The sequence below is a fragment of the Rhodococcus sp. JG-3 genome, assembly GCF_000482405.1.
GTDB lineage: Bacteria > Actinomycetota > Actinomycetes > Mycobacteriales > Mycobacteriaceae > Rhodococcoides > Rhodococcoides fascians.
Genome location: NZ_KI519398.1, coordinates 2,129,762 through 2,153,246, shown reverse-complemented (window position 1 = coordinate 2,153,246; position 23,485 = coordinate 2,129,762). Strand labels below are relative to the sequence as shown.

Sequence of the window (23,485 nt, the reverse complement as noted above, 5' to 3'; positions counted from 1 at the left end):
ACCAGGTCGAGAACGGCGGCCGCCCGACGTGCAGTGGGGAATCGGACCAACGGATTGGCCGGCGTCAGGCGACGACAGCGCGTTGCGGCACTCCCGAGTACTGGCTCAGTGGTCGGATCAGCGCATTCGACGCACCTTGCTCGATGATGTGAGCCGTCCAACCGGTGATGCGACTCATGACGAAAATCGGTGTGAACACGTCGATGTCGAAGCCCATCAGGTAGTACGTCGGCCCGGTAGGAAAATCGAGGTTGGGCTTGATGCCGGTGGCATCGTGCATGGTTTTCTCGAGGATGTCGTACATACGCACCCACTTGTCTCCGCCGGTCACCGCGGCGACGTCACGGAATGCTGCGTTCATCGTCGGCACGCGTGAGTCGCCGTTCTTGTAGACACGGTGACCGAACCCCATGACCTTGTCCTTGGCTGCGAGTTTGTTCTGCAGCCACTGCGCGGCCCGTTCGGGGTCGTCGATCTCGAGCATGTCTCGCATGACAGCTTCGTTGGCACCGCCGTGCAACGGACCCTTCAGCGCTCCGATGGCGGCGGTGACGGCGCTGTAGATATCCGACAGTGTCGAGGTGACCACGCGGGCAGCAAAGGTGGAGGCGTTGAAGCTGTGCTCGGCGTACAGGATCAGGGAAGCCTCGAAGGCCGTGACGATTTCCGGTTCGGGAACGGAGCCGAAGCACATGTAGAGGAAGTTCTCCGCGAATCCAAGATGCGAATGAGGGGCGATGGGATCGAGGCCGTGTCGGCGGCGATGGTCGGCGGCGACGATGGTCGGCAACACTGCCGTCATGCGCAGCGCCTTGGCCAGGTTCGCCGACACCGAATTGTCCTCCTCGGCAGGGTCTTCGGCACCGAGATAGCTGATCGCGGTGCGCACGACATCCATCGGATGACAATTGTCGGGCATTTTCGTCACGAGCGAGAGCAACGAGCGGTCTGCTCGCCGTTGGGCTCGCTCGCGCTGAACGAACAGTTCGAGTTGCTGCGGGGACGGGAGCTCACCGTGCCACAGCAAATACGCGACCTGCTCGAAGCTGCAGTGCGCGGCGAGATCCTGCACGGCGTATCCGCGGTAGGTCAGCGAGTTCGTCTCGGGGACGACCTTGGAAATAGCGGTGGTGTCGACCACGACACCGGCCAGCCCCTTGTAGATGGCTTCGGTCATGACTTCGTCCCTAACGTGAAATTGAATATTCCGGTATCGAATTCGTTGTACTTGTCGTACTCGAGCAGTTCGTACAGACGTGAGCGGGTCTGCATCCGGTCGAGGAGTCCCTTTTGCGTTCCGCGGTCGTGGATTTCACGCAGTCCGGTTTCGATGGCACCCATGGCCAGTCGCAACGTGGTGACCGGGTACAAGACGGCGTTGTAGCCGATGTCCTCGAGTCTCTGCGCGGAGATCAGCTCGGACTTGCCGAACTCGGTCATGTTCGCCAGCAGTGGGATGTCCACTGCAGCAGGGAACTTCACGAAGTCGGCTTCCTCGGCGAGCGCCTCGGTGAAGATCAGGTCTGCTCCAGCATCGGCATAAGATCTGGCTCGTTCGATCGCGGCGTCGATTCCGTCGATACCCGCTGCATCGGTGCGGGCGCAGATGACGAAGTTCGGATCTCGGCGCGCGGTGACGGCTGCACGGAGGCGTCGCACCATCTCCTCTGTCGGGACGATCGCTTTACCGTCGAGGTGCCCGCAGCGTTTCGGGTTGATCTGGTCTTCGAGGTGCAGCCCGGCGATCCCCGCATCCTCGGCCGCCAGCACCGTGCGTGCCGCGGACATCGGCTCACCGAATCCGGTGTCGGCGTCGATCAGTACCGGCAAGTCGGTGACCGCCGCGATCTGCGCACTGTGGGCAATGACCTCGGTCAACGTGGTGAGTCCGATGTCGGGCAGACCGAGCCCGGCAGAGAATGCGCCACCGGAGACATACACCCCTTCGAAGCCGATCTCCTGAATCAACTTCGCGGTCAGCGGGTTGATAGCGCCGGGAAGCCGTGTGATCGACGACGACGCAAGCGCGGCGCGCAGCGCAATACGCTTGTCCGTCGCCGAGGTCGAGGCCGCGATGAGGCCCGGCATCAGAAGATGCCCTTCGGGGTCTTCGGAGCCCTCGCGAGGACATCGTCGGCGACCGTGAAGGTCAGCTGATCGAGCTCACCCGCAGCAAGCAAGGGAGCCCGCTCGGCAGCGGAGAGGAAGCGATCCTGTTCCGCGGGGGCGACCACGCCGTCGGCCAACGAACGGAACTTCGCGATGTACTGCTCGCGGGCGAACGGGCGGGCACCGAGGGGGTGCGCGTCGGCGACCGCGAGTTCGTCGACGATGACCGTGCCGTCTTTCAGCGTGATCTCCGCGCGTGCACCGAACGCTTTCTCGTCCGGATCGACCGAGTGGTATCGGCGCGTCCACTCTGGGTCTTCTGCGGTCGAGATCTTGTTCCACAACGCGACCGTGTTCGGCCTCTGCGCGCGTTCGGGGGCGTAGGAGTGCTCGTGATGCCAGATTCCGTCCTCGAGCGCGACCGCGAAGATGTACATCACCGAGTGATCGAGGGTTTCCCGGGAGGCGGTGGGATCGAACTTCTGGGGATCGTTCGATCCGGTGCCGATGACGTAATGCGTGTGGTGACTGGTGTGCAACACGATCGTCTCGATCTGTTCGAGATCGGAGATCTTTTCCCGCATTCGTCGGGCGAGGTCGATCGGAGCCTGGCTCTGGTACTCGGCGGAGTGTTCCTTGGTATAGCTGTCGAGGATTGCATGCTTGGCTTCACCCGGGCTGGGAAGGGGCACATGGTATTCGGCGTCCGGCCCCCCGAGGAGCCACGCGATGACCCCGTCCTCACCCTCCCAGATCGGCGACGGGGCACCCTCGCCGCGCAGTGCTCGATCGACGGCTTCGACGGCGACCTTCCCGGCGAGTGCGGGGGCGTAGGCCTTCCAACTCGAGATCGACCCCTTGCGGGACTGACGAGTGGCCGTCGTGGTGTGCAGCGCTTGCCCCACTGCCTCGTAGATGGTCTCGGTGTCGAGGCCGAGCAGGGTGCCGATACCGGCGGCAGCAGAGGGCCCGAGATGGGCAACGTGGTCGATCTTGTGCTCGTGTAACGAGATTGCGTGAACGAGGTCGATCTGAATCTCGTACCCGGTGGCCAGACCGCGGATCAGATCGCGCCCCGAGCGCCCGGCGTGCTGGGCGACTGCGAGGATCGGCGGAATGTTGTCCCCCGGGTGGGAGTACTCGGCGGCGAGGAACGTGTCGTGAAAGTCCAGTTCTCGCACCGCTACCCCATTGGCCCACGCGGACCACTCGGGTGAGTACTTTCCACCGATTCCGAACACAGTGGCACCGGGGCTGTACGGGTGCGCCTGCGCCTGTGTGCGAGCACTCGTCACTGGACGGCGCACCAGCGAGGCCGCAGCCACCGAGGCATTGTCGATGATCCGGTTGACGATCATCTCGGCCGTCGCTTCGGGTACCTCCACTGCGTCGGTGGCGACCTCGGCGACCTTCCAAGCCAGGTGCTCGGACTGGGGAAAGTCCTCGGCGGATGTACGGGTGCGTACGAGATGGGTCTTCACAGAAAATCCTCCGTGCCGATGAAAGGGCTTACTACGCTTCATTCACAAGCTACGCACGAGTCCGGACCTGCGGAAGACATCGCAAATGCCTATTTCTGCGAGGCAATTCCTGCAAATCGGCAAATGTTGCGAAGTCCAGTTCGGCTACAGTGTCGACACCCGAAGGAGGCAGCGACAAAGATGCAGAAGATCTACGCAGGCGGGCGGCTGCGTCGCCTACGCGAGGAACGACAGCTGACGCAGTCCGCGCTGGCGAAGACACTCGAGCTCTCGCCGAGTTACCTCAACCAACTCGAGAACGACCAACGACCTCTGACCGTCCAGGTACTGCTCAAGCTCAACACAATGTTCGAGCTCGACCCCTCGTTCTTCGCCACCGACACCGACGCTCGCCTCGTCGCCGACCTGCACGATGTACTCACCGAAACCTCCGACCGAGGCGAGGTGTCGATGTCCGACATCCAGGAATTGGTCGCGCGCATGCCGGACATCGGGCGCACCCTCGTGTCGCTGCACCGCAAGCTCCATGCAGCGACCGATCAGGTGGATCGGCTCACGGTCGGACTCGACGGCCCCAAACCCGATGCGCCGACGAGCGGCCATGCCCCGATGCCCTACGAGGAAGTCCGAGACTTCTTCTACGACCGCCGAAACCACATCCCCGAATTGGACACTGCGGCCGAGGAACTCTTCGAGCGAAGTGGGCTCAGTATCGGGGCGCTCGATCTACAACTCGCACGGGTCATCGAAGCGGACCACGGCATCACGGTGACTATCGGCGACGACGATCCCGGCGCACTCGGCCCCAAACGAATCTTCGACGACACCGGCGGGACTCTCCTGCTCGCGCGTCGACTGACCGCCGGGCAACGCGCCTACCAGATCGCAACCCAGCTGGCATTTCTCTCGCAGTCGACGACAATCGACACGATCGTCGATGCCGATACGAACCTGAGCACTCAGGCCCGAGAGCTGGCCCGCGTCGGGCTGGCCAACTATTTCGCCGGAGCCCTGCTGTTGCCCTACGGACGGTTCCTCGCCGCTGCGGAGTCGCTGCGATACGACATCGATCTGCTGTCGCTGACCTTCGAGGTCGGCTTCGAAACCGTGTGTCACCGATTGTCCACGCTGCAGCGACCAGGGGCGAAGGGCGTTCCGTTCTTCTTCATCCGCACCGACCGAGCCGGAAACATCTCGAAACGTCAGTCCGCCAGTGCATTCCACTTCTCACGTGTCGGTGGAAGCTGTCCACTGTGGGTTGTGCACGACGCATTCGCGGCATCGGGGCGAATTCTCACACAGATCGCCACCATGCCCGACGACCGCTCCTATCTGTGGATTGCGCGCGCCACCGACAGTGGCGGACTCGGATACCGATCACCACGGAAAAGTTTCGCGATCGGCCTCGGATGTGACATCGCCTATGCTCACAAACTGGTCTACGCCGACAACCTACCGCTGCACTCCCCCGACGCATCGATTCCCATCGGTCCCGGATGCAAAGTGTGCGAACGCACCTCGTGCTCCCAACGTGCGTTCCCACAACTCGGACGCCAGCTACTCGTCGACGAGGACGTCGACACCGACCTGCCCTACCCATACACGTGACCAGGATGCCGGACGATCCGAGATCGACAGCCGACAGCCCGGCGAAAAACGTCTCGACCAGTATTGCAACTCAACTCAGTCGAACTCGACGTTAGGGACGAAATCCGCCCGAAATCCATCCCTAACTTCGAGTTCGGCGGCACTGGTGCCCCCAGTCGGACTCGAACCGACACTGTGCGAATTTTAAGTCCGCTGCCTCTGCCAATTGGGCTATAGGGGCCACCGCTGGAGTCGCGCTCCGGCGGTGACGATCATATCGGGCTGCTATTGCGCCGGGATGACCGGCGGCACGAAGTCGAAGGTCATGCCGAGGAGCCACACGAGCAGCAGGACCACCGGGAAGTGGAAGATGAACTGCAGGAACGTGAATCCGATCAGATCGCGCGCTCGCAGACCGAGCACCGCCAGCAAGGGCAGCATGAAGAACGGGTTGATCAGGTTCGGTAGCGCCTCTGCGACGTTGTAGATCTGGACGGTCCAGCCGAGGTTCATCTGCACGTCAGTCGCAGATTGCATCACGTACGGCGCTTCGACGAGCCACTTGCCACCGCCGGACGGAACGAAGAGCCCGAGTACGACGGTATAGACCGCGATGACCACGGCGAATCCGCCGCCGCTACCGATGTCGGTGAAGAAATTCGCGAGGTGTTCGGAGATTGTGACGCCTCCCCTGCCCTCCGCTTTGGTCAGCATGGCGGCCATCGCGGCGTACAGCGGGAACTGCACGAGGATCCCTGCAGTGGCGGGGACCGCCTTGCTGACCGAATCGAGGAAGCGCCGCGGGGTGCCGTGCAGCACGAGACCGAGCATCAGGAACACCAAGAGATAGCCGTTGAGACTGCTGACCACCGACAGTACCGGCAGCGTCAACAGCTGGGAGACAAGCCATCCCAGCGTCATCGCGCCGGCGAAGAGCGGAAGGATGCGGCTGTACTCGAGCCACTCCCCCGGCCTGGTGCGCGGTGCCGGCTCCGCGACGGTGTCGTCCAGATCGACCTCCATGTCGGCGGCAGTCTTGATCGCGGCACCCTTCGGGGCAGACACGTGTGCGATGACGACCGTCAACACGATGATGATGACGCACATCAGCAACGACTGCCACGTGAAGATGGTCTTACCGAAGTCCAGCACACCGGTGACCGAAAGCAGTGTCGCCGGAAGCGAACTCGCCGTCGCCTGCAGCTGAGCAGCAGAGGACGACATGCCGAGCGCCCAGACCGCGCCGAGCCCCATGAACGCGGCAGCACCCAAGGCCCGATAGTCGGTGCGCAGATCGTCACGACGCGCGATGGCTCGGGCCAGTAGACCGGCGAACACCAGGCTCAGGCCCCAGTTGAGGAAGGACACCGAGCAGGACAGCAGCGCCACGAAACTGACTGCGCTACTGGAACTCTTGGGCACCTGCGCCAATCGGGTGATCAATCTGGCGACCGGTGGAGAGGTTGCCACCACGTAGCCGGTGAGCACGACCATCGCCATCTGCAGCGTGAAGGCCGTCAGGTCCCAGAAACCGTTTCCGAATGCGTCGACCACATTCTGCGGAGACGACCCGTTGGCGAAGGCGGCAACAGCCACGACCACCACGCCGACGAGGGCGAAGATGTACGCGTCGGGGAACCACTTCTCGGTTCCCTTGGCGAGTGCTTGCGCTACGCGCGCCAGACCTTTCTCGGCCGGGGCCTGCTGGGCGGGTGTCGTCATCGGTGGTCCTAGCCTCGTCGGGAGCAGTGACGCGAGCCACAGCCCCTATCAGGCTTCACCGAAACACGAAGCGATGCAACCTACATCGCCGCAGACCGGGTCTGCAGAATTGCAGATCAGATCTTGATCGACATCGCGATGCCGTCGAGGATGTCGTGCTCACTGACCGTCAACGAGCTGACAGCCCCGCGTCGCTCGAACTCTTCGGCCAGCACGCTGCACACGATCGCTCCGCCGCCGATGACGTCGACCCGTCCGGGGTGCATGGGCCCCAATGCACTTCGCTGCGTGTGGGTCATACCGATCAGGTCCTCGCACACCTCGAAGAGCTGATCGAAGGGCACACGGGACAAGTGCACTGCGTCGGCGTCGTACTCGGGTAGTTCCTTGGCGATGGCCGCGATGGTCGTCATTGTGCCGGCCACACCCACCCAGCTCGACGCGTCGCCGATCGAGACTTCCTCGAATGCCTCCGCCAACTTCTCGCGGGCGTACTCTCGCGCACCGTTGATCTCGTCTGCGGTGGGAGGGTCCGAATGCAGGAATCGTTCGGTCAGACGCACGCAGCCGATGTTCGCCGAGAACGCCGCTTTCACGCCTTTGGCGTCGCCCAGTACGAGTTCGGTAGAACCGCCACCCAGATCGACGACCAGGAAAGGTCCTGCGGCAGAATCGAGTTCACCGACCGCTCCGGCGAAAGACAGCCGCGCTTCTTCGTCTCCGGTGATCACCTCGGCCTCGGCACCGGGAATGACCTTGCCCAGTACCTCACGCACCATCGAGAAGAAGTCCTCCCGATTCGACGCATCACGGGTGGCGGAGGTGGCGACCATGCGCACCGCGGTGGCCCCGGTCTTACGGATGATCTCCGCGTACTCCACCAATGCAACACGGGTCCGCTCGATAGCCTCGGGCACGAAGGCTCCGGCCGCGTCGACGCCTTGCCCCAAGCGCACGACCCGCATCTCACGAGCGACGTCGGCGAGCGTCTTACCGTTGTTGTCTGCGACGAGCAGGCGGATGGAGTTGGTGCCGCAATCGATTGCTGCAACCCTGGTCATGATTTCTCCGCACGTAGTTCTTCGATGGTCGGCCAATCGGCCGGAATAGCTTTGCCGCGCAACGAGTTCTCGGCTGCCAATGCCACCGACTCGTCGCCGAGCGGATTGACTCCTGGCCCCTTGGCCAACGAATGCGCGATCAACACATGCAGGCACTTGACGCGGTCGGGCATACCACCGCCGGTGAAATCCGTTCCGAGAGATTCGATCTCGTTGCGCTCAGCCAGGTACGATTCGTGTGCACGCAAATAGGCGGCAGCCAATTCCGCGTCTGTGCCCAGGCGTTCGGTCATCTCACGCATGACTCCGGCCGATTCCTGCCGACTGGCTTCCGCCGTCAATCGCGGGTCGGTCAAGTAGTACAGAGTGGGAAACGGAGTGCCGTCGGGCAACTTCGGGGCAGTTTTCACCACACCCGGCCTGCCGTCCGGAGATCGATACGCGATTTCGAGTACGCCACGCGGTTCACGTCCGAGCTGCGATGCGACCGCATCGAGATCTTCCTGCGAGACTGCCGAGGAATTCACCCGACGGGTCCCCCTTCTGGTTCTGGCACCGGCGGGGCCGGAGCGGGTTCTGGCTGTACGACGGGCATGGGCGCGGATGTGGGCTCCGACGGTTCGTCCGATCCCTGCGGCTGCACCGCGGTGTTCCACAGGTCGGTGTACCACGGCCCGGTCGGGGTGTTGTCCACCTCGAGATCCTTGGAGCTCGGCGAGTAGTCACCGGGGAGCTGCACCTGATACGGCGTCTCCCCCGGCATGACGAACCGCAGCCGCTCGCGAGCATCGGCGGCGATGCGGGACGGTTCGTTGAGCTGAGATTTCTGGGTCTCGAGCGCGTCGACCTCGTCCTGCAGGGTCTGACGCTCGGCCAACACGGACTCGAGCTCACCGCGCTGCGAGAAGTAGGTCCTGAGCGGCACGGCCAGCGTCAGCGCCAACGCGCACACCACGACACCGAGAATGACTGCGCGTCCGGTGGACAGCCCGAAGAAGGTGCGCTCGGGCATCTTGGGCCTACGAACACCGACACGTCTGGGAGCAGCTCTGCCACCCACCACGGCGTCACGCGCCTGATCCGACGGCTCCGGTGGAGTGGCCGGCCGACCGGAGGCGGTCTCGTCGCGAGACGCACCCCCGGTCGGCTTCGAGCGATTCGGAGAGGACGGACGGCCGCGGGGTCGGGGGTCCCGTCCACCTGGACTGGTCCCGGACCTCCCGCGTCGCGCCATCATTCACTCTCCACTTCGTGCATACGTATCGATTGACTCAGCCCTCGTAATTGAACCGGGGGAAAGCCAGCTCGCCTGCGTAACGCGCCGCGTCACCCAGAGCTTCTTCGATTCGCAGCAACTGGTTGTACTTGGCGACGCGCTCGCTTCGGGCGGGGGCACCGGTCTTGATCTGCCCGCTGCCGACGGCAACTGCCAGGTCAGCGATGGTGGTGTCCTCGGTTTCGCCGGAACGGTGGCTCATCATCGTCTTGTAGCCGTTGCGGTGGGCCAGATCCACTGCATCGAGGGTCTCGGTCAGCGTGCCGATCTGGTTGACCTTGACCAGCAGTGCGTTGGCCGCACCCTTGACGATGCCGTCTTCGAGACGCTCGGGGTTGGTGACGAACAGGTCGTCGCCGACGAGCTGAACCTTGTCGCCGATCGATTCGGTGAGTGCGACCCAGCCGTCCCAGTCGTTCTCGTCGAGCGGATCCTCGATGGAGACCAGCGGGTAAGCGTCGACGAGCTCGCCGTAGAAGGCCGACATCTGCTCGGCGGACTTGGTCTCACGCTCGAAGGCGTAGCCGGTGCCCGCGGTGTAGAACTCGGTGGCCGCCACGTCGAGGGCGAGCGCGACATCCTGGCCGGGCTTGAGACCGGTCTTGCCGATGGCCTCGAGGATCAGGTCGAGAGCTGCCTTGGTGCCGGCGAGATCGGGAGCGAAGCCGCCCTCGTCGCCGAGGCCGGTGGACAGGCCCTTGGCCTTGAGCACTGCCTTGAGTGCGTGGTAGACCTCGGCACCCCAGCGCAGCGACTCCTTGAACGTGGCCGCACCGATCGGCGCGATCATGAATTCCTGCACGTCGACGCCGCTGTCTGCGTGCGCGCCACCGTTGATGATGTTCATCATCGGCACCGGCAGGATGTGGGCGTTCGGGCCACCGAGGTAGCGGAAGAGCTCGAGTCCGGTGGACTCCGCAGCAGCCTTGGCGACGGCGAGCGAGACACCCAGTAGGGAGTTCGCGCCGAGGCGGGACTTGTCGGGAGTGCCGTCGAGGTCCAGGAGGGCCTGGTCGACGGTGCGCTGCTCGATGGCGTCGAGGCCGATGACGGCGGGTGCAATCTCGTCGAGCACCGCGTTGACGGCCTTCTCGACGCCCTTGCCGCCGTAGCGGTCTCCGCCGTCACGAAGCTCGACGGCCTCGTGCTCACCGGTGGATGCGCCGGAGGGAACGGCTGCACGGGTCAACGTCCCGTCGTCCAATGCGACCTCGACCTCAACCGTGGGGTTGCCACGGGAATCGAGGATCTCGCGAGCTCCGACCTGCTCAATGATGGCCACGAATGCTTCTCCTAGTAACGGGGACCGGCGGACTGTGCCGGGTGCAAGACTAGCCGCTGTTGCATGGTGCCCGCGATGCACGGAGTTTCTACGGCCTGGTGCCTACCGAGTACGCGGCCGCTCGATCTCGCACGTCACGCAGATACTGGCCCGAGAGGTTGTACGCCATCAACGCGCTCTCCCACCCCTGCGCCGTCCGCAGATCACCGCCTCGCGCGCAGAGATAACGCGCAGCCGTCAGAGCGGCGTCGTCGATGTTGTCCGGATCTGCGATGCCGTCGCCGTTGGCGTCGACTCCCCATTTCTTCCACGTCTCGGGGATGAACTGCATGGGTCCCATCGCACGATCGAACTCGGCATCGCCGTCCATCGATCCGCCGTCGGTGTCCGGGATCTCGGCGACGCCCGGGCCGCCGTCGAGTGGGATTCCGCGAATCGGGGGTGCGGCGAGTCCGTCGGGTTGCACGGAAGATCCCTGGTAGGTGCCGTGCCGACTCTCGATGTACCCGATCCCGGCCAGTGTCGTCCAGGCGATGCCGCAGTCCGCGTCGGTCTCGGCCATGATCGCGGCAGCGTGCCCGTACGACGCGAGTGCGGTCACCGAGATACCGAGCGCATCGGTCTGCGGCTCTGCCCAGGCAATGAGCAGATCGGCCGTTCGGCCGGGCGCATTGAAGTCGATGATCGGCACCTCCGTGCCTGGGCCGGGCGGAATGCCCTCGGGAATCTCGCGCTTCGGCTCGCTGCTGCCACATGCGGTGAGCGCAAGGAGTACCGATGCGGTGGCGAGCACGCAGATTCGTGAGATCACCTCACCATCCTGCACACGTAAGGTAATAGAAAGCTAAAGGCCGATAAAACCCCAGTACAACGTGCATAAGGACCAGGTTGCAGGGTGTATGTTTCTGTCAACCTTCACGCATGAGGGTCGCCTACCCTTCGCGAGGCAAGGCGTACCAATGTTCGACGCACAACAGGAGCACCTTCCGTGTCCGTACTGGCTGCCGCAGGATCTGCGCCGTCGATCGCTACCCAGATGTTCGGCAGCGGTCTGATCGGTCTTCGCGAGGGTCTCGAGACCGGCATCGTGGTGATGATTCTCGTGGCCTTCCTCGTCAAGGCGAACCGCCGCGACGCCCTCAAGTGGGTGTGGCTGGGAGTCGGCCTGGCCGTCGCGATGGTGGCGGCGATCTTCTTCGTGATCCACTACGGCACGTCCACCGTCACCGGGCTGACGGCCGAGATCATCGCGGGAGCGGCCTCGCTGGTCGCCGTCGTCATCGTCACGGCCATGGTCCTGTGGATGCGCACCGCCGCCAAGAACATCTCCGGCGAGCTGCGGGCGAACATGGAGAAAGCACTCACCGTCGGGCCTGCGGCAGTGCTGACGCTCTCGTTCTTCGCCGTCGGCCGTGAGGGCGTCGAGACGGCACTGCTCATGGTCGGGTACGCCGAGAACACCAACGGCAGCCTGTGGCCACTGCTCGGACTTCTACTGGGCATCGTCGTCGCCGCAGTACTGACGGTGTTCCTGTACTTCGGCGCGGTGCGCATCAACTTTGCCGTGTTCTTCAAGTACACCGGCATCTTCCTCATCGTGGTCGCCGCCGGAATCCTGGCCTACGGCATCCGCGCCCTGCAGATCGGCGGAGTCCTACCCGGTGGCAGCGCTGTCGCCTTCGACATCACCGCACACTTCGATGCCTCGAGCTGGTACGGCACCGTGCTCGCCGGCATCTTCAACTTCCGCCCCGAACCCACTGTCTTCCAATCGATCGCGTGGGTGCTGTACATCGTCGTCGTGTTGTTCCTCTTCCTCCGCCCGGTCCGCGTTCCCGCGGCTCCCGAGCCTGTACTTCAGAACTCCTGAAAGGCACCACCACCATGCGTCGTACCACCTACGCTCTGGCCGCGGTCGCGGTTCTACCGATGGCCCTGGCCGGATGCACCGAGAAGTCCTCGACCGAGGCCGCATCGGGCGATATCGCCGTCACGGCCACCGACTCGTCCTGCGACGTCGGTGCAACCGAGGGCACCACCGGAAACTCCACGTTCCAGATCACCAACAACGGCAGCAAGGTCACCGAGTTCTACGTCTACGGCGAGGGCGACCGCGTCATGGGCGAGGTCGAGAACATCGGACCGGGTCTGACGCGTCAGCTCATCGTCGCTCTGCCCGACCCCGGCACGTACCAAACCGCCTGCAAGGCAGGCATGGTGGGCGACGGCGTCCGCGCCGATTTCGTCGTGACCGGCGATTCGGTTCGCCAGACGGACGAGGACGGCTTGCTCACCGAGGCGGCTGCGGGCTACAAGCGCTACGTCGTCAGTCAGATCGACGCGTTGCAAGAGACCACGACGTCGTTCGTCACCGCGGTCAAGAGCGGCGACGTGGCCGCCGCCAAGGCCCAGTTCCCCATCGCGCGTAGCTATTACGAGCGCATCGAGCCGGTCGCCGAGAGCTTCCCGGACGATCTCGATCCGCGCATCGACCTGCGCGAGCCCGACGTCGAGCCCGGCGCGGAGTGGACCGGCTTCCACCGCATCGAGAAGGACCTGTGGACGCAGGGACTGCAGCCCGACACCAACGCGATGGCCGATCAGCTCGAGGCCGACATCACCGAACTCGCAGACAAGATCAAGGCCGACGACTTCACCATCGACCCCATCCAGGTCGCCGGTGGCGCACAGGGATTGCTCGACGAGGTCGCCAAGACCAAGATCAGCGGTGAAGAGGACTTCTTCTCGCACACCGACCTGTGGGACTTCCAGGCCAACGTCGACGGCTCGCAGGCAGCCATCGCGGCCGTGCGTCCGATCCTCGACGAGCGCAACGCCGAACTGGGCACCGCGATCGACGCCCGCTTCGCAGAACTCGACGCCGAACTCGCCAAGTACCGCAGCGGCGACGGCTTCGTCTTCTACGACACCGTGACCGAACCGCAGCGACAGGAACTGTCGAACAAGATCGACGCACTGTCCGCCGAAGTGAGCCAGGTGCAGGGTGTCGTTGCCGGACAATAAGACTGGACAGTTCTCCCGGCGGCGACTGTTCGGTGCTGTCGGGACCGGGGCTGCACTCGTCGGAGTCGGGGCCATCGCGGGACACGCGACGGCCTCGGGAGCCGAGGTGCCGACGTCGGACGTCGTCGAATTTCGCGGTGACCACCAGGCCGGCATCGTCACCCCGGCACAGGACCGCATGCACTTCGTTGCGTTCGACGTCACCACCGACTCCCGCGACGAGTTCGTTGCGCTGCTGAAGAAGTGGACGCTGATGGCCGAGCGGTTGGTGCATGGCGAGGAGACGTTCGACGGTGGAGCTGTCGACGGCGGCCAGTACAACCCGCCCACGGACACCGGCGAGGCTCTCGGCCTGACGGCATCGTCGCTGACGCTGACGATCGGGTTCGGTCCGACGCTGTTCGACCGATTCGATCTGGCGTCGAAAAAGCCTGCGTCGCTTGCCGATCTGCAGCACTTCCCGGCCGACAACCTCGACCCCCGCCGCTCCGGCGGAGACCTGTGCATCCAGGCCTGCGCCGACGACCCGCAGGTTGCCGTGCACGCCATTCGCAACCTCGCCCGCGTCGGGTTCGGCACCGTGTCGGTCAAGTGGTCTCAGCTGGGCTTCGGGCGCACCTCGTCCACCTCGACCACCCAGGACACCCCGCGAAACCTGTTCGGCTTCAAGGACGGGACCGCCAACCTCAAGGCCGAGGACCCGTCGTTGCTCGACGAGAACGTGTGGGTTGCTTCCGATGACGACCAGGAATGGATGGCAGGTGGCTCCTACCTCGTGGCCCGCCGCATCCGCATGCTCATCGAATCGTGGGACCGAACCACGCTCAAGGAACAAGAGCGAGTGATCGGACGCAGCAAGGGAACCGGCGCGCCGCTCGGCCAGAAGGACGAATTCGACGCACTCGATTTCGAGTCACAGGGACCGGAAGGCACCTTCATCGACAAGACCGCACACGTGCGTCTGGCGTCGAAGGAAAACCTCGGCGGTGTCCAGATCCTCCGTCGGGGATACAACTTCACCGACGGATCGGACGGCTTCGGACACCTCGACGCCGGACTGTTCTTCATCGCCTACTGCCGCGATCCCCTGACCCAATTCGTCCCGATGCAGTTGGCCCTGTCTCGCAAGGACGCACTGAACGAATACATCCAACACGTCGGGTCTGCGGTATTTGCCTGCCCACCCGGCGTCGGAGAATCCGAGTACTGGGGTTCGACGCTGTTCGAGTGATTCAATCGCCGGCCCCACCCCGTCCGGGCGGTGAGTTCGTGCACGCGGTTCGGTCTACACCGTCGTATGTTTTCGTCATCGACATCGGGAGCACATATGGGTCAGCTGGTTCGGGTACAGAATTTCACCGTCTCGAGCGACGGGATTGCTGCGGGCGAGGACCAGAGCCTCGAGAGCCCGTTCGGTCTCGACCATCTGGCACTGATGAGGTGGTACTTCGCCACCGCCAGTTTTCCTGGAAACGCCGGTTCGAGCGGTAGCCGCGGACTCGACGACTACTTCGCCCGCGACTTCGCCCGCAACATCGGTGCCGAGATCATGGGCCGACACAAGTTCGGGCCACAACGCGGACCCTGGGCCGATCACGAGTGGCAGGGCTGGTGGGGTGACGAGCCGCCGTTCCACACGCCCGTCTTCGTGCTCACCCACCACGAACGGCCGTCGATCACACTCTCCGACACCACTTTTCACTTCGTCGACGGCGAGCCCGCCGACGTACTGAAACAGGCGAAGGAGGCGGCCGACGGGAAGGACGTGCGACTCGGCGGTGGCGTCACGAGTATCCGCGAATTCCTCGACGCCGATCTGGTCGACACCATGCACATCGCCGTCACACCCATCGAATTCGGCTCGGGCCTGAAGCTGTGGGATTCACCCGACGAATTGAACGACAGATTCGAGCACGAAGTTGTCCCGAGTAGCAGCGGTATGACTCATCACCTGTTCTGGCGTAGGTAGCCGGGCCGGATCAATGCGCCTTTGTTGCACTCTGACCGACTGAAACCCACATTGATCCCGACCCGAGGGACGAGGAATACCTCCAGCGCGAGTATTGGGGCGAGTGAGAACAACTCAGGCGGAGTCTGCGTCGGAGGGGAAATCCGATGCCGACATTCCGAGGTGCTCGATGTGGTAGACGGCCTCGTCGAGCAGCATCGCGACGTGGTTGTCGTACAGGCGATAGATGACGCTTCGGCCCGAGCGTGTACCGGTGACCAGCCCCATGGCACGTAACAAACGGAGCTGATGAGATACCGCCGACTGCTCCATTTCCACTGCGTCGGCCAAATCGTTGACCCCGCTCGGCCCCTGCCGTAGCTGCGTCAGAATGCGCAGTCGGCTCGGCGTGGCCAGAGCCTGGAGGGTCGCGGCCACCGTGGCGGCAGATTCGGCATCGAGCTGCGCAGGTGGCGTACTGCGTCCCTCGACTCCATGTCCCATGCGACAACTATAGTTTATGTACACATGTAAAGGTCTTCATGTAATCCTGTACGGTGATGTTCGCACTGTCCGACGGAACGAAGGCCCGCATGACTTCCACCAGCACCGCCCCTGCACCGGCCGACGTGCGACATCCAGCCGGCGCAAGCCGCACCCGTCTCGTCGACATCGCCGAAGTGAGATGGGCGCTGGCCGCGACGGCACTGTTCGCCCTCGGACTTCTCGCGCAGTTGATCGACGCGCCGACATGGACGTACTGGGCGCTCTACCTCGCCTGCTACGCCACCGGTGGGTGGGAGCCTGCGCTGGAAGGACTCCGGGCGCTGCGGGATCGAACGCTCGACGTCGACCTGCTGATGATCGTCGCCGCACTCGGTGCCGCCGCGATCGGGCAGATCTTCGACGGCGCACTGCTGATCGTCATCTTCGCCACGTCCGGTGCCCTCGAAGCGGTGCTCACCAGACGCACCGCCGATTCGATCCGGAGCTTGCTGGATTTGGCACCCGAGACCGCGACCGTGCTCGACGCCCCCGGCCACGAACGAACAGTCGATGCATCCGACCTGCGCCCGGGCGACATCGTGACAGTGCGCCCCGGCGAACGCATTTCGGGTGAAGGCACCATCGTCGACGGCGCATCCGACATCGATCAGGCCTCGATCACGGGGGAATCGGTGCCCGTCTCGAAATCCGTGGGCGACGAGGTGTTCGCCGGAACCATCAACGGCACCGGCGCCCTACGGATCAGGATCGACGTCGACCCGTCCGACACGATCATCGCGCGCATCGTCACCATGGTCGAGCATGCGTCCGAGACCAAGGCCGAGAAGCAACTGTTCATCGAGAAAGTCGAGCAGTACTACTCGAAGACCGTCGTGCTCTGCACCGCAGCGATATTCGCGGTGCCGATGCTGCTCGGCAACGACCTCGAATCGTCGTTGCTGCGGGCGATGACGTTCATGATCGTCGCCTCGCCGTGCGCGGTGGTCCTGGCGACCATGCCGCCCCTACTCGCAGCGATGGCCACCGCGGGCAGAAACGGCGTACTGGTCAAGTCTGCCGTGGCGATGGAACAGCTGCGCTCCATCGACACGGTCGCCTTCGACAAGACGGGAACCCTGACCGAGGGAACACCGCGAGTCGAACGCATCGACGCGCTGGGTGAGTTCACCGAGCACGAGGTACTCCGCCTGGCAGCTGCAGCGGAGAACGGGAGTGAGCATCGCATCGGGACTGCCGTCGTCGAATTCGCGAAGGCTAGAGGTGTGTCGATACCGACCGCAACGCACTTCGATTCGACACCCGGCATGGGAGTCACGGCAACGGTCGACGGCCGCATCGTCACGGTCACGAAACCCGAAGCCGCACAGCACAACACGAACGCCCCGGCCGAGCGCACCGCCGCCCGTCGAGAAGCCGAGGGCATGACGGCGGTGATCGTGCACCTCGACGGAGAAGCGATCGCGGTGATCGGACTCGTCGACATCGTTCGCGCCGAAGCCGACACCACGGTCGCAGGTCTCGAACGTCTGGTCGGCACCCGACCGGTGCTCCTCACCGGCGACAACGACCGCGTCGCTCGAGCAGTGGCAGCGCGCGCCGGAATTGTCGACGTACGCGCGGGACTGCTGCCCCAAGACAAGGCCGAGGCCGTCACACAACTGCAGAACGAACGTACCGACGGCGAGACCCCGCGGCGAGTGTTGTTGGTCGGCGACGGCGTCAACGACGCACCGGCGATGGCCACGGCCGACATCGGTGTCGCCATGGGACGTCGAGGATCCGATCTCGCGCTCGACACCGCCGATGCCGTCCTGATCCGCGACGACCTCGGGGCCCTGGCGTCCGTCATCGCGCTTTCGCGGCGGGCTCACCGCATCGTGGTCGCGAACCTGGCGATTGCGGCGACGTTCATCGTAGTGTTGGTCGCCTGGGATCTGATCGGTACCCTTCCGCTACCGATCGGCGTGGCCGGTCACGAAAGCTCCACGGTCATCGTCGCTTTGAACGGGATGCGATTGCTGTCCTCGCGTGCCTGGAAGCAGAAAGCGTCCCGGTCAGCCCCGTAGACCCCAGTGTTCGATCCAATCCAACGCACTCATCTCTCCCGGCGTGACGCCCGCATTGCGGGCCGATGCCTCGGCATTACGGATCAACGCCGCGAAATCGAGTACTCGACGCCGTAATGCGTCCTCGGCACTGTCCCCGCCGTTCGAATGGTCGACGCCGATGTGGACGACCCGTAGACCGTCCGGAACGAGCTCGTCGGGCAATCCTGCTTTGCTGGCGCGTCCGATTACCTTCTGCGCCAATGCAAGTGACGGCTGAGACATCGCGATACCGTCCAGACAGGAGCCCCTGGCTTTTTCCGACGCCTTCTTCTCTTCCCACATCCGCTCCTGCTCGACGATGTCGATCGGTCCGGTGTCGGTTCGGCTCAGATGCGGGCTGCGGTGTGTCAGCTTTCGCACCAGACCTGCGGCAACGTCATCGACGTCGAAGGGGTCCTCGGCGGCGTCCTGAGCGATCCGGGAGTGAAAGAGCACCTGTAACAACAGGTCTCCCAGCTCTTCACGGAGGTCGACCAAGTTGCCGGCGGCGATGGCGTCGAGCAGCTCGTAGGTTTCTTCCAGAAGATAGCCGCGCAGCGACTCGTGCGTCTGCTGAGCTTCCCAGCCGCCGACGCTACGCAAACGGTCCATCAGCTGGACCGCCGCGATGACGTCGTCGCCTGGAAGCTTCTCGGCCGCGACGACGCGTTCGCCGCGGGCGATCCGGTTCTGTACATCGGGATTGGTCCGGTCGGTGCTCACCAATACGGCATCGACGTCGTCGGGCGCGGCGGTGCCGGAGAACAACCAGCGCACCTTCACCGGAACCTCTTCGGTGAACTGCACTGCGCCACCGAGAAATTCGACGGCGTCCACCGGTACCTGAGTAGGACGAACAGGGTCGAGCAGAACGATCGTCACCGTTACACCCCCACAGTTTGCTCCAACAGGACGGACCGAGATGGCTTCCCGTCCAAGGATAGGATGAGATCGGCGATGAACTGCACCAATTCGACATCGCGGACGCGCGCCGCTCCGACACCGCCGCCTTCGACGCGGGGCAACGGCAGCTGCACCACTCCGGTGGTCGCACGGTACGTCGCGCTCGGGTAGAGGCGCTTGAGCCTGATCTGTTTGGAATCGGGCAGGTCCATCGGAGCCAATTTCACCTGTGTCCCTGCCACATTGACGTCGGTCAGGCCGTATTCCTTGGCGATCAGACGCAGCTTCGCGATGGACACCAGGCGTCCGACCTCCTCGGGTAGCGGGCCGTAGCGATCGACGAGTTCGTCGATGACGGCGTCGATGCCTTCCGAGTCGGCCGCGGCGGCGAGTTTCCGGTAGCCCTCGAGCCGAAGCCGGTCGCTGGTGACGTAGTCCGGCGGGATGTTCGCGTCGACGGGAAGGTCGATACGCACTTCCTTGGGTGCCTCGTCCGTCGTGATCGGCTTACCGTCGGCGGCAGCGCGGTAGGCCTCGACCGCTTCACCGACGAGCCGCACGTACAGATCGAATCCGACGCCAGCGACGTGGCCGGACTGCTCGGCTCCCAGAACGTTTCCGGCACCACGAATTTCGAGGTCCTTCATCGCCACGGCCATACCGGCTCCGAGGTCGGAGTTCTGCGAGATGGTCGCCAAACGGTCGTAGGCGGTTTCGGTGAGCGGCTTCTCCGGCGGGTACAAGAAGTACGCGTACCCGCGTTCGCGGCTACGACCCACTCGACCGCGCAGCTGATGCAGCTGGGACAGGCCGAGCGAATCGGAGCGTTCGACGATCAGCGTGTTGGCGTTGGAGATGTCGAGACCGGTCTCGATGATGGTGGTGCACACCAGCACGTCGGTCTCGCGTTGCCAGAAACCCTGCACGGTGCGTTCGAGTGTTTCCTCGTTCATCTGACCGTGTGCGGTCGCCACTCGCGCCTCGGGGACGAGATCCCGAATCTTCTTGGCGGCCTTGTCGATCGAGCTCACTCGGTTGTGCACGAAGAACACCTGACCGTCGCGCAGCAATTCGCGCCGAATGGCGGCGGCAACCTGCTTGTCGTTGTAGGCACCGACGTAGGTCAGCACCGGATGCCGCTCCTCGGGCGGGGTGAGGATGGTCGACATCTCGCGAATGCCCGCCAGGCTCATCTCCAGAGTTCGCGGAATCGGGGTGGCCGACATCGTCAGGACGTCGACGTGAGTACGGAGCGACTTGATGTGCTCCTTGTGCTCGACGCCGAAACGCTGCTCCTCGTCGACGATGACGAGGCCGAGGTCCTTCCAGGCGACACCGGTCTGCAGCAACCTGTGCGTGCCGACGACGATGTCGACGGTGCCGTCGGCCAATCCGGCCATCACTTCTTTGGAATCCGCACCGTGGGTGAAGCGCGAGAGCCCTTTGACCGTCACCGGGAACGACGCCATCCGCGCGGTGAACGTCTGCAGATGCTGTTGAGCGAGAAGCGTTGTCGGGACCAGGACGGCTACCTGCTTGCCGTCCTGAACTGCCTTGAACGCGGCGCGCACGGCGATCTCGGTCTTGCCGTAACCCACATCGCCGAGGATGACGCGGTCCATCGGGACGGCCTTCTCCATGTCGGCCTTGACCTCGGTGATGGCCGTCATCTGATCGACCGTCTCGGTGAACCCGAACGCATCTTCCATCTCGCGCTGCCACGGAGTGTCGGCCCCGAAGGCGTGTCCCGGAGCCGCCTGGCGAGCGGCATACAGCTGCACGAGTTCGCCGGCGATCTCGCGAACCGCCTTGCGCGCCTTGCGTTTGGTGTTCGCCCAGTCGGACCCGCCGAGCTTGCTCAGTGTCGGCAGTTCGCCGCCGACGTAGCGCGAGAGTTGATCGAGCGAATCCATCGGCACGAACAGGCGGTCGCCGGGGTGACCGCGCTTGCTCGGCGCGTATTCGACGACGAGGTATTCGCGCCTGGCACCGCCGATGGTGCGCTCGACCATCTCGACGAACCGGCCGATGCCGTGTTGATCGTGGACGACGCTGTCGCCGGCGACGAGAGCCAGCGGATCGACCTGATTGCGACGCTTCGCCGGTAGCTTGCGCGCCTCCCCCGCCGCCGCGACACGGTTGCCGGTGAGGTCGCTCTCGGTGACGACCACGAGCTTCGCGTCGGGAAACACCAGACCGTCGTGCAACGATCCGCACAGGACGTTGACGACGTCCGGAACTGGGACGGCACCGGAATCGAGGTGTGCGGCAGGCACTTCGGCCTCGGCGAGGCGCTCGATGATGCGCTTGGCGGTGCCGGCTCCGGCCACGGAGATGACGGCCCGTCCCCCGGTGGCGATGTGAGCTCGCAGGGTGGCGTACAGCGCCGTCAACGCTTCCTCGGAACCTCGCACCTCGGGCACGGGATCGACGGCGAGTTCCACTTCTTCGCCGTTGCCCGACGCCAAGGGGCTGATGGTCCACCACGGCCGGCCGTGGACCTGGGCCGATTCGCGTACCTGCCGCAGCGAGCGGTACGCGGAGGCACCGAGATCGAGCGAGGCCCCCTCGAGGCTGGACGTATCGAGGGTGGACGTATCCAGCGGCGCGGCTCCACCGATGGATGCCGCAGTCCAGGACGCTTCGAGGAATTCCTGTCCGGTGCGGACCAAATCGGTTGCGCGAGTCCGGATTCGCTCGGGATCGCAGAGCAGGACGTGGGTCCCGGCGGGCAATGTGTCGGCGAGCAGTTGCAACTCGCCGGGTTGCAGCAGCGGCAGCAGCGCCTCCATGCCCTCCACCGGGACTCCGGCCGACAGCTTGTCCAGCATCTCGACCAACGCGGTGTCACCGGCATTGTCGGCGGCGAGCACGGCCGCGCGATCGCGAACCTCCTGCGTGAGAAGCAATTCTCGACACGGCGGCGCGATGACGAGATCGACCTCGTGATCGAGGAGCGATCGCTGATCGGAGACCGCGAATGCGCGGAGCTCGGTGATCTCGTCGCCCCAGAATTCGACGCGGACCGGATGATCGGCCGTCGGCGAGAACAGGTCGAGAATGCCGCCGCGGACGGCGAATTCGCCGCGCTTGCCCACCATGTCGACGCGCAGGTAGCCGAATTCGACGAGGCGATGGATCAGCCCGTCGAAGTCCAGATCGAGACCGACTTTGAGCGTGACGGGTTCGATCTCGCCGAGACCCGGGGCCATCGGCTGCACCAGCGATCGAACGGTGGTGACGATGACACGCAGCGGATCGCCGTAGTCGCTGTCACCGGGGCGGGCGAGACGACGGAGCACATCGAGCCGCTTGCCCACGGTATCGGCGCTCGGGGAGAGCCGTTCGTGCGGCAGCGTCTCCCACGACGGGAACATGGCGACGCCGTCACCGAGAATCTGGGTGAGTTCACTCGTCAGGTCGTCGGCTTCGCGTCCCGTCGCCGTGACGATCAGCAGTTGGGTGTGCTGTGCGATTGCGGCGGCCACGAACGGGCGCACCGAGTGCGGCCCGATCAACGTGTGCTCGGCCGTTCCGATCGCGTCGGCGACCGCGACCATCGACGCATCCGTCAACGCGACACTGGCGAGCCCCGAAAGGTGAAGCGCCGCGTCGGGAACGATCGGGGCCGGCCCGGACGTGGTCATGGCAGGCAGGGAATCGGAAGACAACAGCAATGCTCCTGAACGAGTCGAGGCGATGGCTGCGCACGCACAGTCCCGTCGAGTCTATGGGAGCGCACCGACACCGTGACACGCGGGAGATGCCGTCGAACCAGGACCGAGCCCGAGAATCAAGGCCTCGAAATCAGAGCCTGGAACTGGGGGGCCCGAACTACGGACCGAAGCGAATGACGCGACGGGCCGCGAATTCGCGGAAGTAGTCCAACTTGTTCGTCGGCACCAGCGCGGGGAGCAGGTAGTACCAGAGTCGCTCCATGCGCGAGGGCAGTTCCTCGGTGGTGGAGGTAGCGACGGCGACCATGTGAACGCCGGTGAGGATTTCGAGCACGAGCGAACCGATGGTGCTCGGATCCGAACTGGGGTCGATGTCACCCTGTGCGATGGCCTTGGCGGCGAGCTTGTCGAACGCGACGCTCCAGCCGGCCATGACGTTGCCCTCGGTGCCGCGGTAATCACCGATCTGATGGCTCAGACGCAGCATCGCCGACACCATCGGGTCGGTGACGGAGAGGTCGACGACGATGTAGGAGATCCCGATCGCAGCTTCCAGGGCCGGGATGCGCCCGTCGTTGAACTGCATGCAGGCCGTGCTCAGACGCGCATTGCCCTCGTCGATGACGGCACGTGCGAGTTCTTCCTTCGAGCCGAAATGGAAGTACAACGCGCCCTTGGTGACCTGGGACTGAGAGATGATTTCACTGAGGCTTGCGTTCGCGTACCCGAGGCGCAGGAAGACATTCGCTGCGCCTGCAAGCACGGTGTCGCGAGTGATCTCAGCGCGAGCCTGCCTGACCATAGGATCCGCCTCTGCGATT

General features: G+C 64.3%; 19 protein-coding genes and 1 tRNA gene. 6 read left to right on the top strand and 14 right to left on the bottom strand.

Features of this window, described 5'->3' with window-relative positions; all coding sequences use genetic code 11:
• Nucleotides 1-64 precede the first annotated feature (64 nt).
• The 3 genes from K414_RS0111690 to prpD are packed head-to-tail and all read right to left on the bottom strand — an operon-like array spanning nucleotide 65 to nucleotide 3,590.
• Nucleotides 65-1,177, bottom strand: a complete 1,113-nt coding sequence (locus K414_RS0111690) for a bifunctional 2-methylcitrate synthase/citrate synthase (protein ID WP_027496121.1) — start codon at nucleotides 1,175-1,177, stop codon at nucleotides 65-67.
• Nucleotides 1,174-2,088: a methylisocitrate lyase gene (prpB, locus tag K414_RS0111685; protein ID WP_027496120.1), complete on the bottom strand. Its 915-nt coding sequence runs from the start codon at nucleotides 2,086-2,088 to the stop codon at nucleotides 1,174-1,176. Before prpB ends, K414_RS0111690 begins: the two co-directional genes overlap by 4 nt.
• Nucleotides 2,088-3,590 (bottom strand): 2-methylcitrate dehydratase PrpD, encoded by a 1,503-nt coding sequence (gene prpD / locus K414_RS0111680; RefSeq protein ID WP_027496119.1) that lies wholly within the window; start codon nucleotides 3,588-3,590, stop codon nucleotides 2,088-2,090. The genes prpB and prpD overlap by 1 nt, the downstream gene beginning before the upstream one ends.
• Before the next feature lie 180 nt (nucleotides 3,591-3,770).
• Between prpD and K414_RS0111675 the strand changes: the two genes are divergently transcribed.
• On the top strand, nucleotides 3,771-5,198 hold the full coding sequence (locus K414_RS0111675; protein ID WP_027496118.1) for a short-chain fatty acyl-CoA regulator family protein: 1,428 nt from the start codon (nucleotides 3,771-3,773) through the stop codon (nucleotides 5,196-5,198).
• 143 nt (nucleotides 5,199-5,341) lie between these two features.
• Here K414_RS0111675 and K414_RS0111670 read toward each other — a convergent pair.
• From K414_RS0111670 to K414_RS0111640, 7 genes are all read right to left on the bottom strand, one after another.
• Nucleotides 5,342-5,418 (bottom strand) — tRNA-Leu (locus K414_RS0111670).
• Nucleotides 5,419-5,462: 44 nt separating this feature from the next.
• The gene (locus K414_RS0111665) at nucleotides 5,463-6,899 is read right to left on the bottom strand and encodes a TIGR00366 family protein (protein ID WP_027496117.1); all 1,437 of its coding nucleotides are present in this window, start codon (nucleotides 6,897-6,899) and stop codon (nucleotides 5,463-5,465) included.
• A gap of 116 nt (nucleotides 6,900-7,015) precedes the next feature.
• A complete protein-coding gene (locus K414_RS0111660) occupies nucleotides 7,016-7,960 on the bottom strand; it encodes a Ppx/GppA phosphatase family protein (RefSeq protein ID WP_027496116.1) in 945 nt (314 codons plus the stop codon).
• A complete protein-coding gene (locus K414_RS0111655) occupies nucleotides 7,957-8,487 on the bottom strand; it encodes a DUF501 domain-containing protein (protein WP_027496115.1) in 531 nt (176 codons plus the stop codon). The genes K414_RS0111660 and K414_RS0111655 overlap by 4 nt, the downstream gene beginning before the upstream one ends.
• Complete coding sequence (locus tag K414_RS0111650) at nucleotides 8,484-8,972, bottom strand: septum formation initiator family protein (RefSeq protein WP_027496114.1); 489 nt, start codon at nucleotides 8,970-8,972, stop codon at nucleotides 8,484-8,486. Before K414_RS0111650 ends, K414_RS0111655 begins: the two co-directional genes overlap by 4 nt.
• A 259-nt stretch (nucleotides 8,973-9,231) precedes the next feature.
• Nucleotides 9,232-10,518, bottom strand: a complete 1,287-nt coding sequence (gene eno / locus K414_RS0111645) for a phosphopyruvate hydratase (protein WP_027496113.1) — start codon at nucleotides 10,516-10,518, stop codon at nucleotides 9,232-9,234.
• 88 nt (nucleotides 10,519-10,606) lie between these two features.
• Nucleotides 10,607-11,329 carry a lytic murein transglycosylase gene (locus K414_RS0111640; protein WP_152530404.1) on the bottom strand — a complete coding sequence of 241 codons (723 nt, stop codon included), beginning with the start codon at nucleotides 11,327-11,329 and terminating at the stop codon, nucleotides 10,607-10,609.
• Between the two features lie 177 nt (nucleotides 11,330-11,506).
• On the opposite strand from K414_RS0111640, the gene efeU reads away from it, so the two are divergent.
• The 4 genes from efeU (at nucleotide 11,507) to K414_RS0111620 (ending at nucleotide 15,511) form a co-directional block, all read left to right on the top strand.
• A complete protein-coding gene (gene efeU / locus K414_RS0111635) occupies nucleotides 11,507-12,388 on the top strand; it encodes an iron uptake transporter permease EfeU (protein ID WP_027496111.1) in 882 nt (293 codons plus the stop codon).
• A 14-nt stretch (nucleotides 12,389-12,402) separates the two neighbouring features.
• Entirely contained in the window at nucleotides 12,403-13,542 is a 1,140-nt protein-coding gene (gene efeO / locus K414_RS0111630) for an iron uptake system protein EfeO (protein WP_027496110.1), read from the top strand.
• Nucleotides 13,523-14,773 carry an iron uptake transporter deferrochelatase/peroxidase subunit gene (gene efeB / locus K414_RS0111625; RefSeq protein WP_027496109.1) on the top strand — a complete coding sequence of 417 codons (1,251 nt, stop codon included), beginning with the start codon at nucleotides 13,523-13,525 and terminating at the stop codon, nucleotides 14,771-14,773. The genes efeO and efeB overlap by 20 nt, the downstream gene beginning before the upstream one ends.
• Before the next feature lie 96 nt (nucleotides 14,774-14,869).
• Complete coding sequence (locus K414_RS0111620; RefSeq protein ID WP_027496108.1) at nucleotides 14,870-15,511, top strand: dihydrofolate reductase family protein; 642 nt, start codon at nucleotides 14,870-14,872, stop codon at nucleotides 15,509-15,511.
• A 114-nt stretch (nucleotides 15,512-15,625) separates the two neighbouring features.
• On the opposite strand, the gene K414_RS0111615 is transcribed toward K414_RS0111620, so the two are convergent.
• The gene (locus K414_RS0111615; RefSeq protein ID WP_027496107.1) at nucleotides 15,626-15,994 is read right to left on the bottom strand and encodes a metalloregulator ArsR/SmtB family transcription factor; all 369 of its coding nucleotides are present in this window, start codon (nucleotides 15,992-15,994) and stop codon (nucleotides 15,626-15,628) included.
• Between the two features lie 89 nt (nucleotides 15,995-16,083).
• Between K414_RS0111615 and K414_RS0111610 the strand changes: the two genes are divergently transcribed.
• On the top strand, nucleotides 16,084-18,063 hold the full coding sequence (locus K414_RS0111610) for a heavy metal translocating P-type ATPase (RefSeq protein ID WP_081701696.1): 1,980 nt from the start codon (nucleotides 16,084-16,086) through the stop codon (nucleotides 18,061-18,063).
• Here the strand turns inward: K414_RS0111610 and K414_RS0111605 are convergent.
• The 3 genes from K414_RS0111605 to K414_RS0111595 all read right to left on the bottom strand — a co-directional run bounded on the left by K414_RS0111605 (nucleotide 18,052) and on the right by K414_RS0111595 (nucleotide 23,466).
• Nucleotides 18,052-18,966 carry a MazG family protein gene (locus K414_RS0111605; RefSeq protein WP_027496105.1) on the bottom strand — a complete coding sequence of 305 codons (915 nt, stop codon included), beginning with the start codon at nucleotides 18,964-18,966 and terminating at the stop codon, nucleotides 18,052-18,054. The two genes, K414_RS0111610 and K414_RS0111605, sit on opposite strands and share 12 nt — an antisense overlap.
• A gap of 2 nt (nucleotides 18,967-18,968) precedes the next feature.
• Complete coding sequence (gene mfd, locus K414_RS0111600; protein ID WP_037219143.1) at nucleotides 18,969-22,634, bottom strand: transcription-repair coupling factor; 3,666 nt, start codon at nucleotides 22,632-22,634, stop codon at nucleotides 18,969-18,971.
• 187 nt (nucleotides 22,635-22,821) lie between these two features.
• A complete protein-coding gene (locus K414_RS0111595; protein WP_027496103.1) occupies nucleotides 22,822-23,466 on the bottom strand; it encodes a ScbR family autoregulator-binding transcription factor in 645 nt (214 codons plus the stop codon).
• Nucleotides 23,467-23,485 lie beyond the last annotated feature (19 nt).

What these genes read in the sequence shown, in the direction of transcription:
- K414_RS0111690 (WP_027496121.1), bottom strand. Translation starts at nt 1,177, where the DNA reads ATGACCGAAGCCATCTACAAGGGGCTGGCCGGTGTCGTGGTCGACACC.
- prpB (WP_027496120.1), bottom strand. Translation starts at nt 2,088, where the DNA reads ATGCCGGGCCTCATCGCGGCCTCGACCTCGGCGACGGACAAGCGTATT.
- K414_RS0111675 (WP_027496118.1), top strand. Translation starts at nt 3,771, where the DNA reads ATGCAGAAGATCTACGCAGGCGGGCGGCTGCGTCGCCTACGCGAGGAA.
- K414_RS0111665 (WP_027496117.1), bottom strand. Translation starts at nt 6,899, where the DNA reads ATGACGACACCCGCCCAGCAGGCCCCGGCCGAGAAAGGTCTGGCGCGC.
- K414_RS0111660 (WP_027496116.1), bottom strand. Translation starts at nt 7,960, where the DNA reads ATGACCAGGGTTGCAGCAATCGATTGCGGCACCAACTCCATCCGCCTG.
- K414_RS0111650 (WP_027496114.1), bottom strand. Translation starts at nt 8,972, where the DNA reads ATGCCCGAGCGCACCTTCTTCGGGCTGTCCACCGGACGCGCAGTCATT.
- efeO (WP_027496110.1), top strand. Translation starts at nt 12,403, where the DNA reads ATGCGTCGTACCACCTACGCTCTGGCCGCGGTCGCGGTTCTACCGATG.
- K414_RS0111620 (WP_027496108.1), top strand. Translation starts at nt 14,870, where the DNA reads ATGGGTCAGCTGGTTCGGGTACAGAATTTCACCGTCTCGAGCGACGGG.
- K414_RS0111615 (WP_027496107.1), bottom strand. Translation starts at nt 15,994, where the DNA reads ATGGGACATGGAGTCGAGGGACGCAGTACGCCACCTGCGCAGCTCGAT.
- K414_RS0111610 (WP_081701696.1), top strand. Translation starts at nt 16,084, where the DNA reads ATGACTTCCACCAGCACCGCCCCTGCACCGGCCGACGTGCGACATCCA.
- mfd (WP_037219143.1), bottom strand. Translation starts at nt 22,634, where the DNA reads ATGACCACGTCCGGGCCGGCCCCGATCGTTCCCGACGCGGCGCTTCAC.
- K414_RS0111595 (WP_027496103.1), bottom strand. Translation starts at nt 23,466, where the DNA reads ATGGTCAGGCAGGCTCGCGCTGAGATCACTCGCGACACCGTGCTTGCA.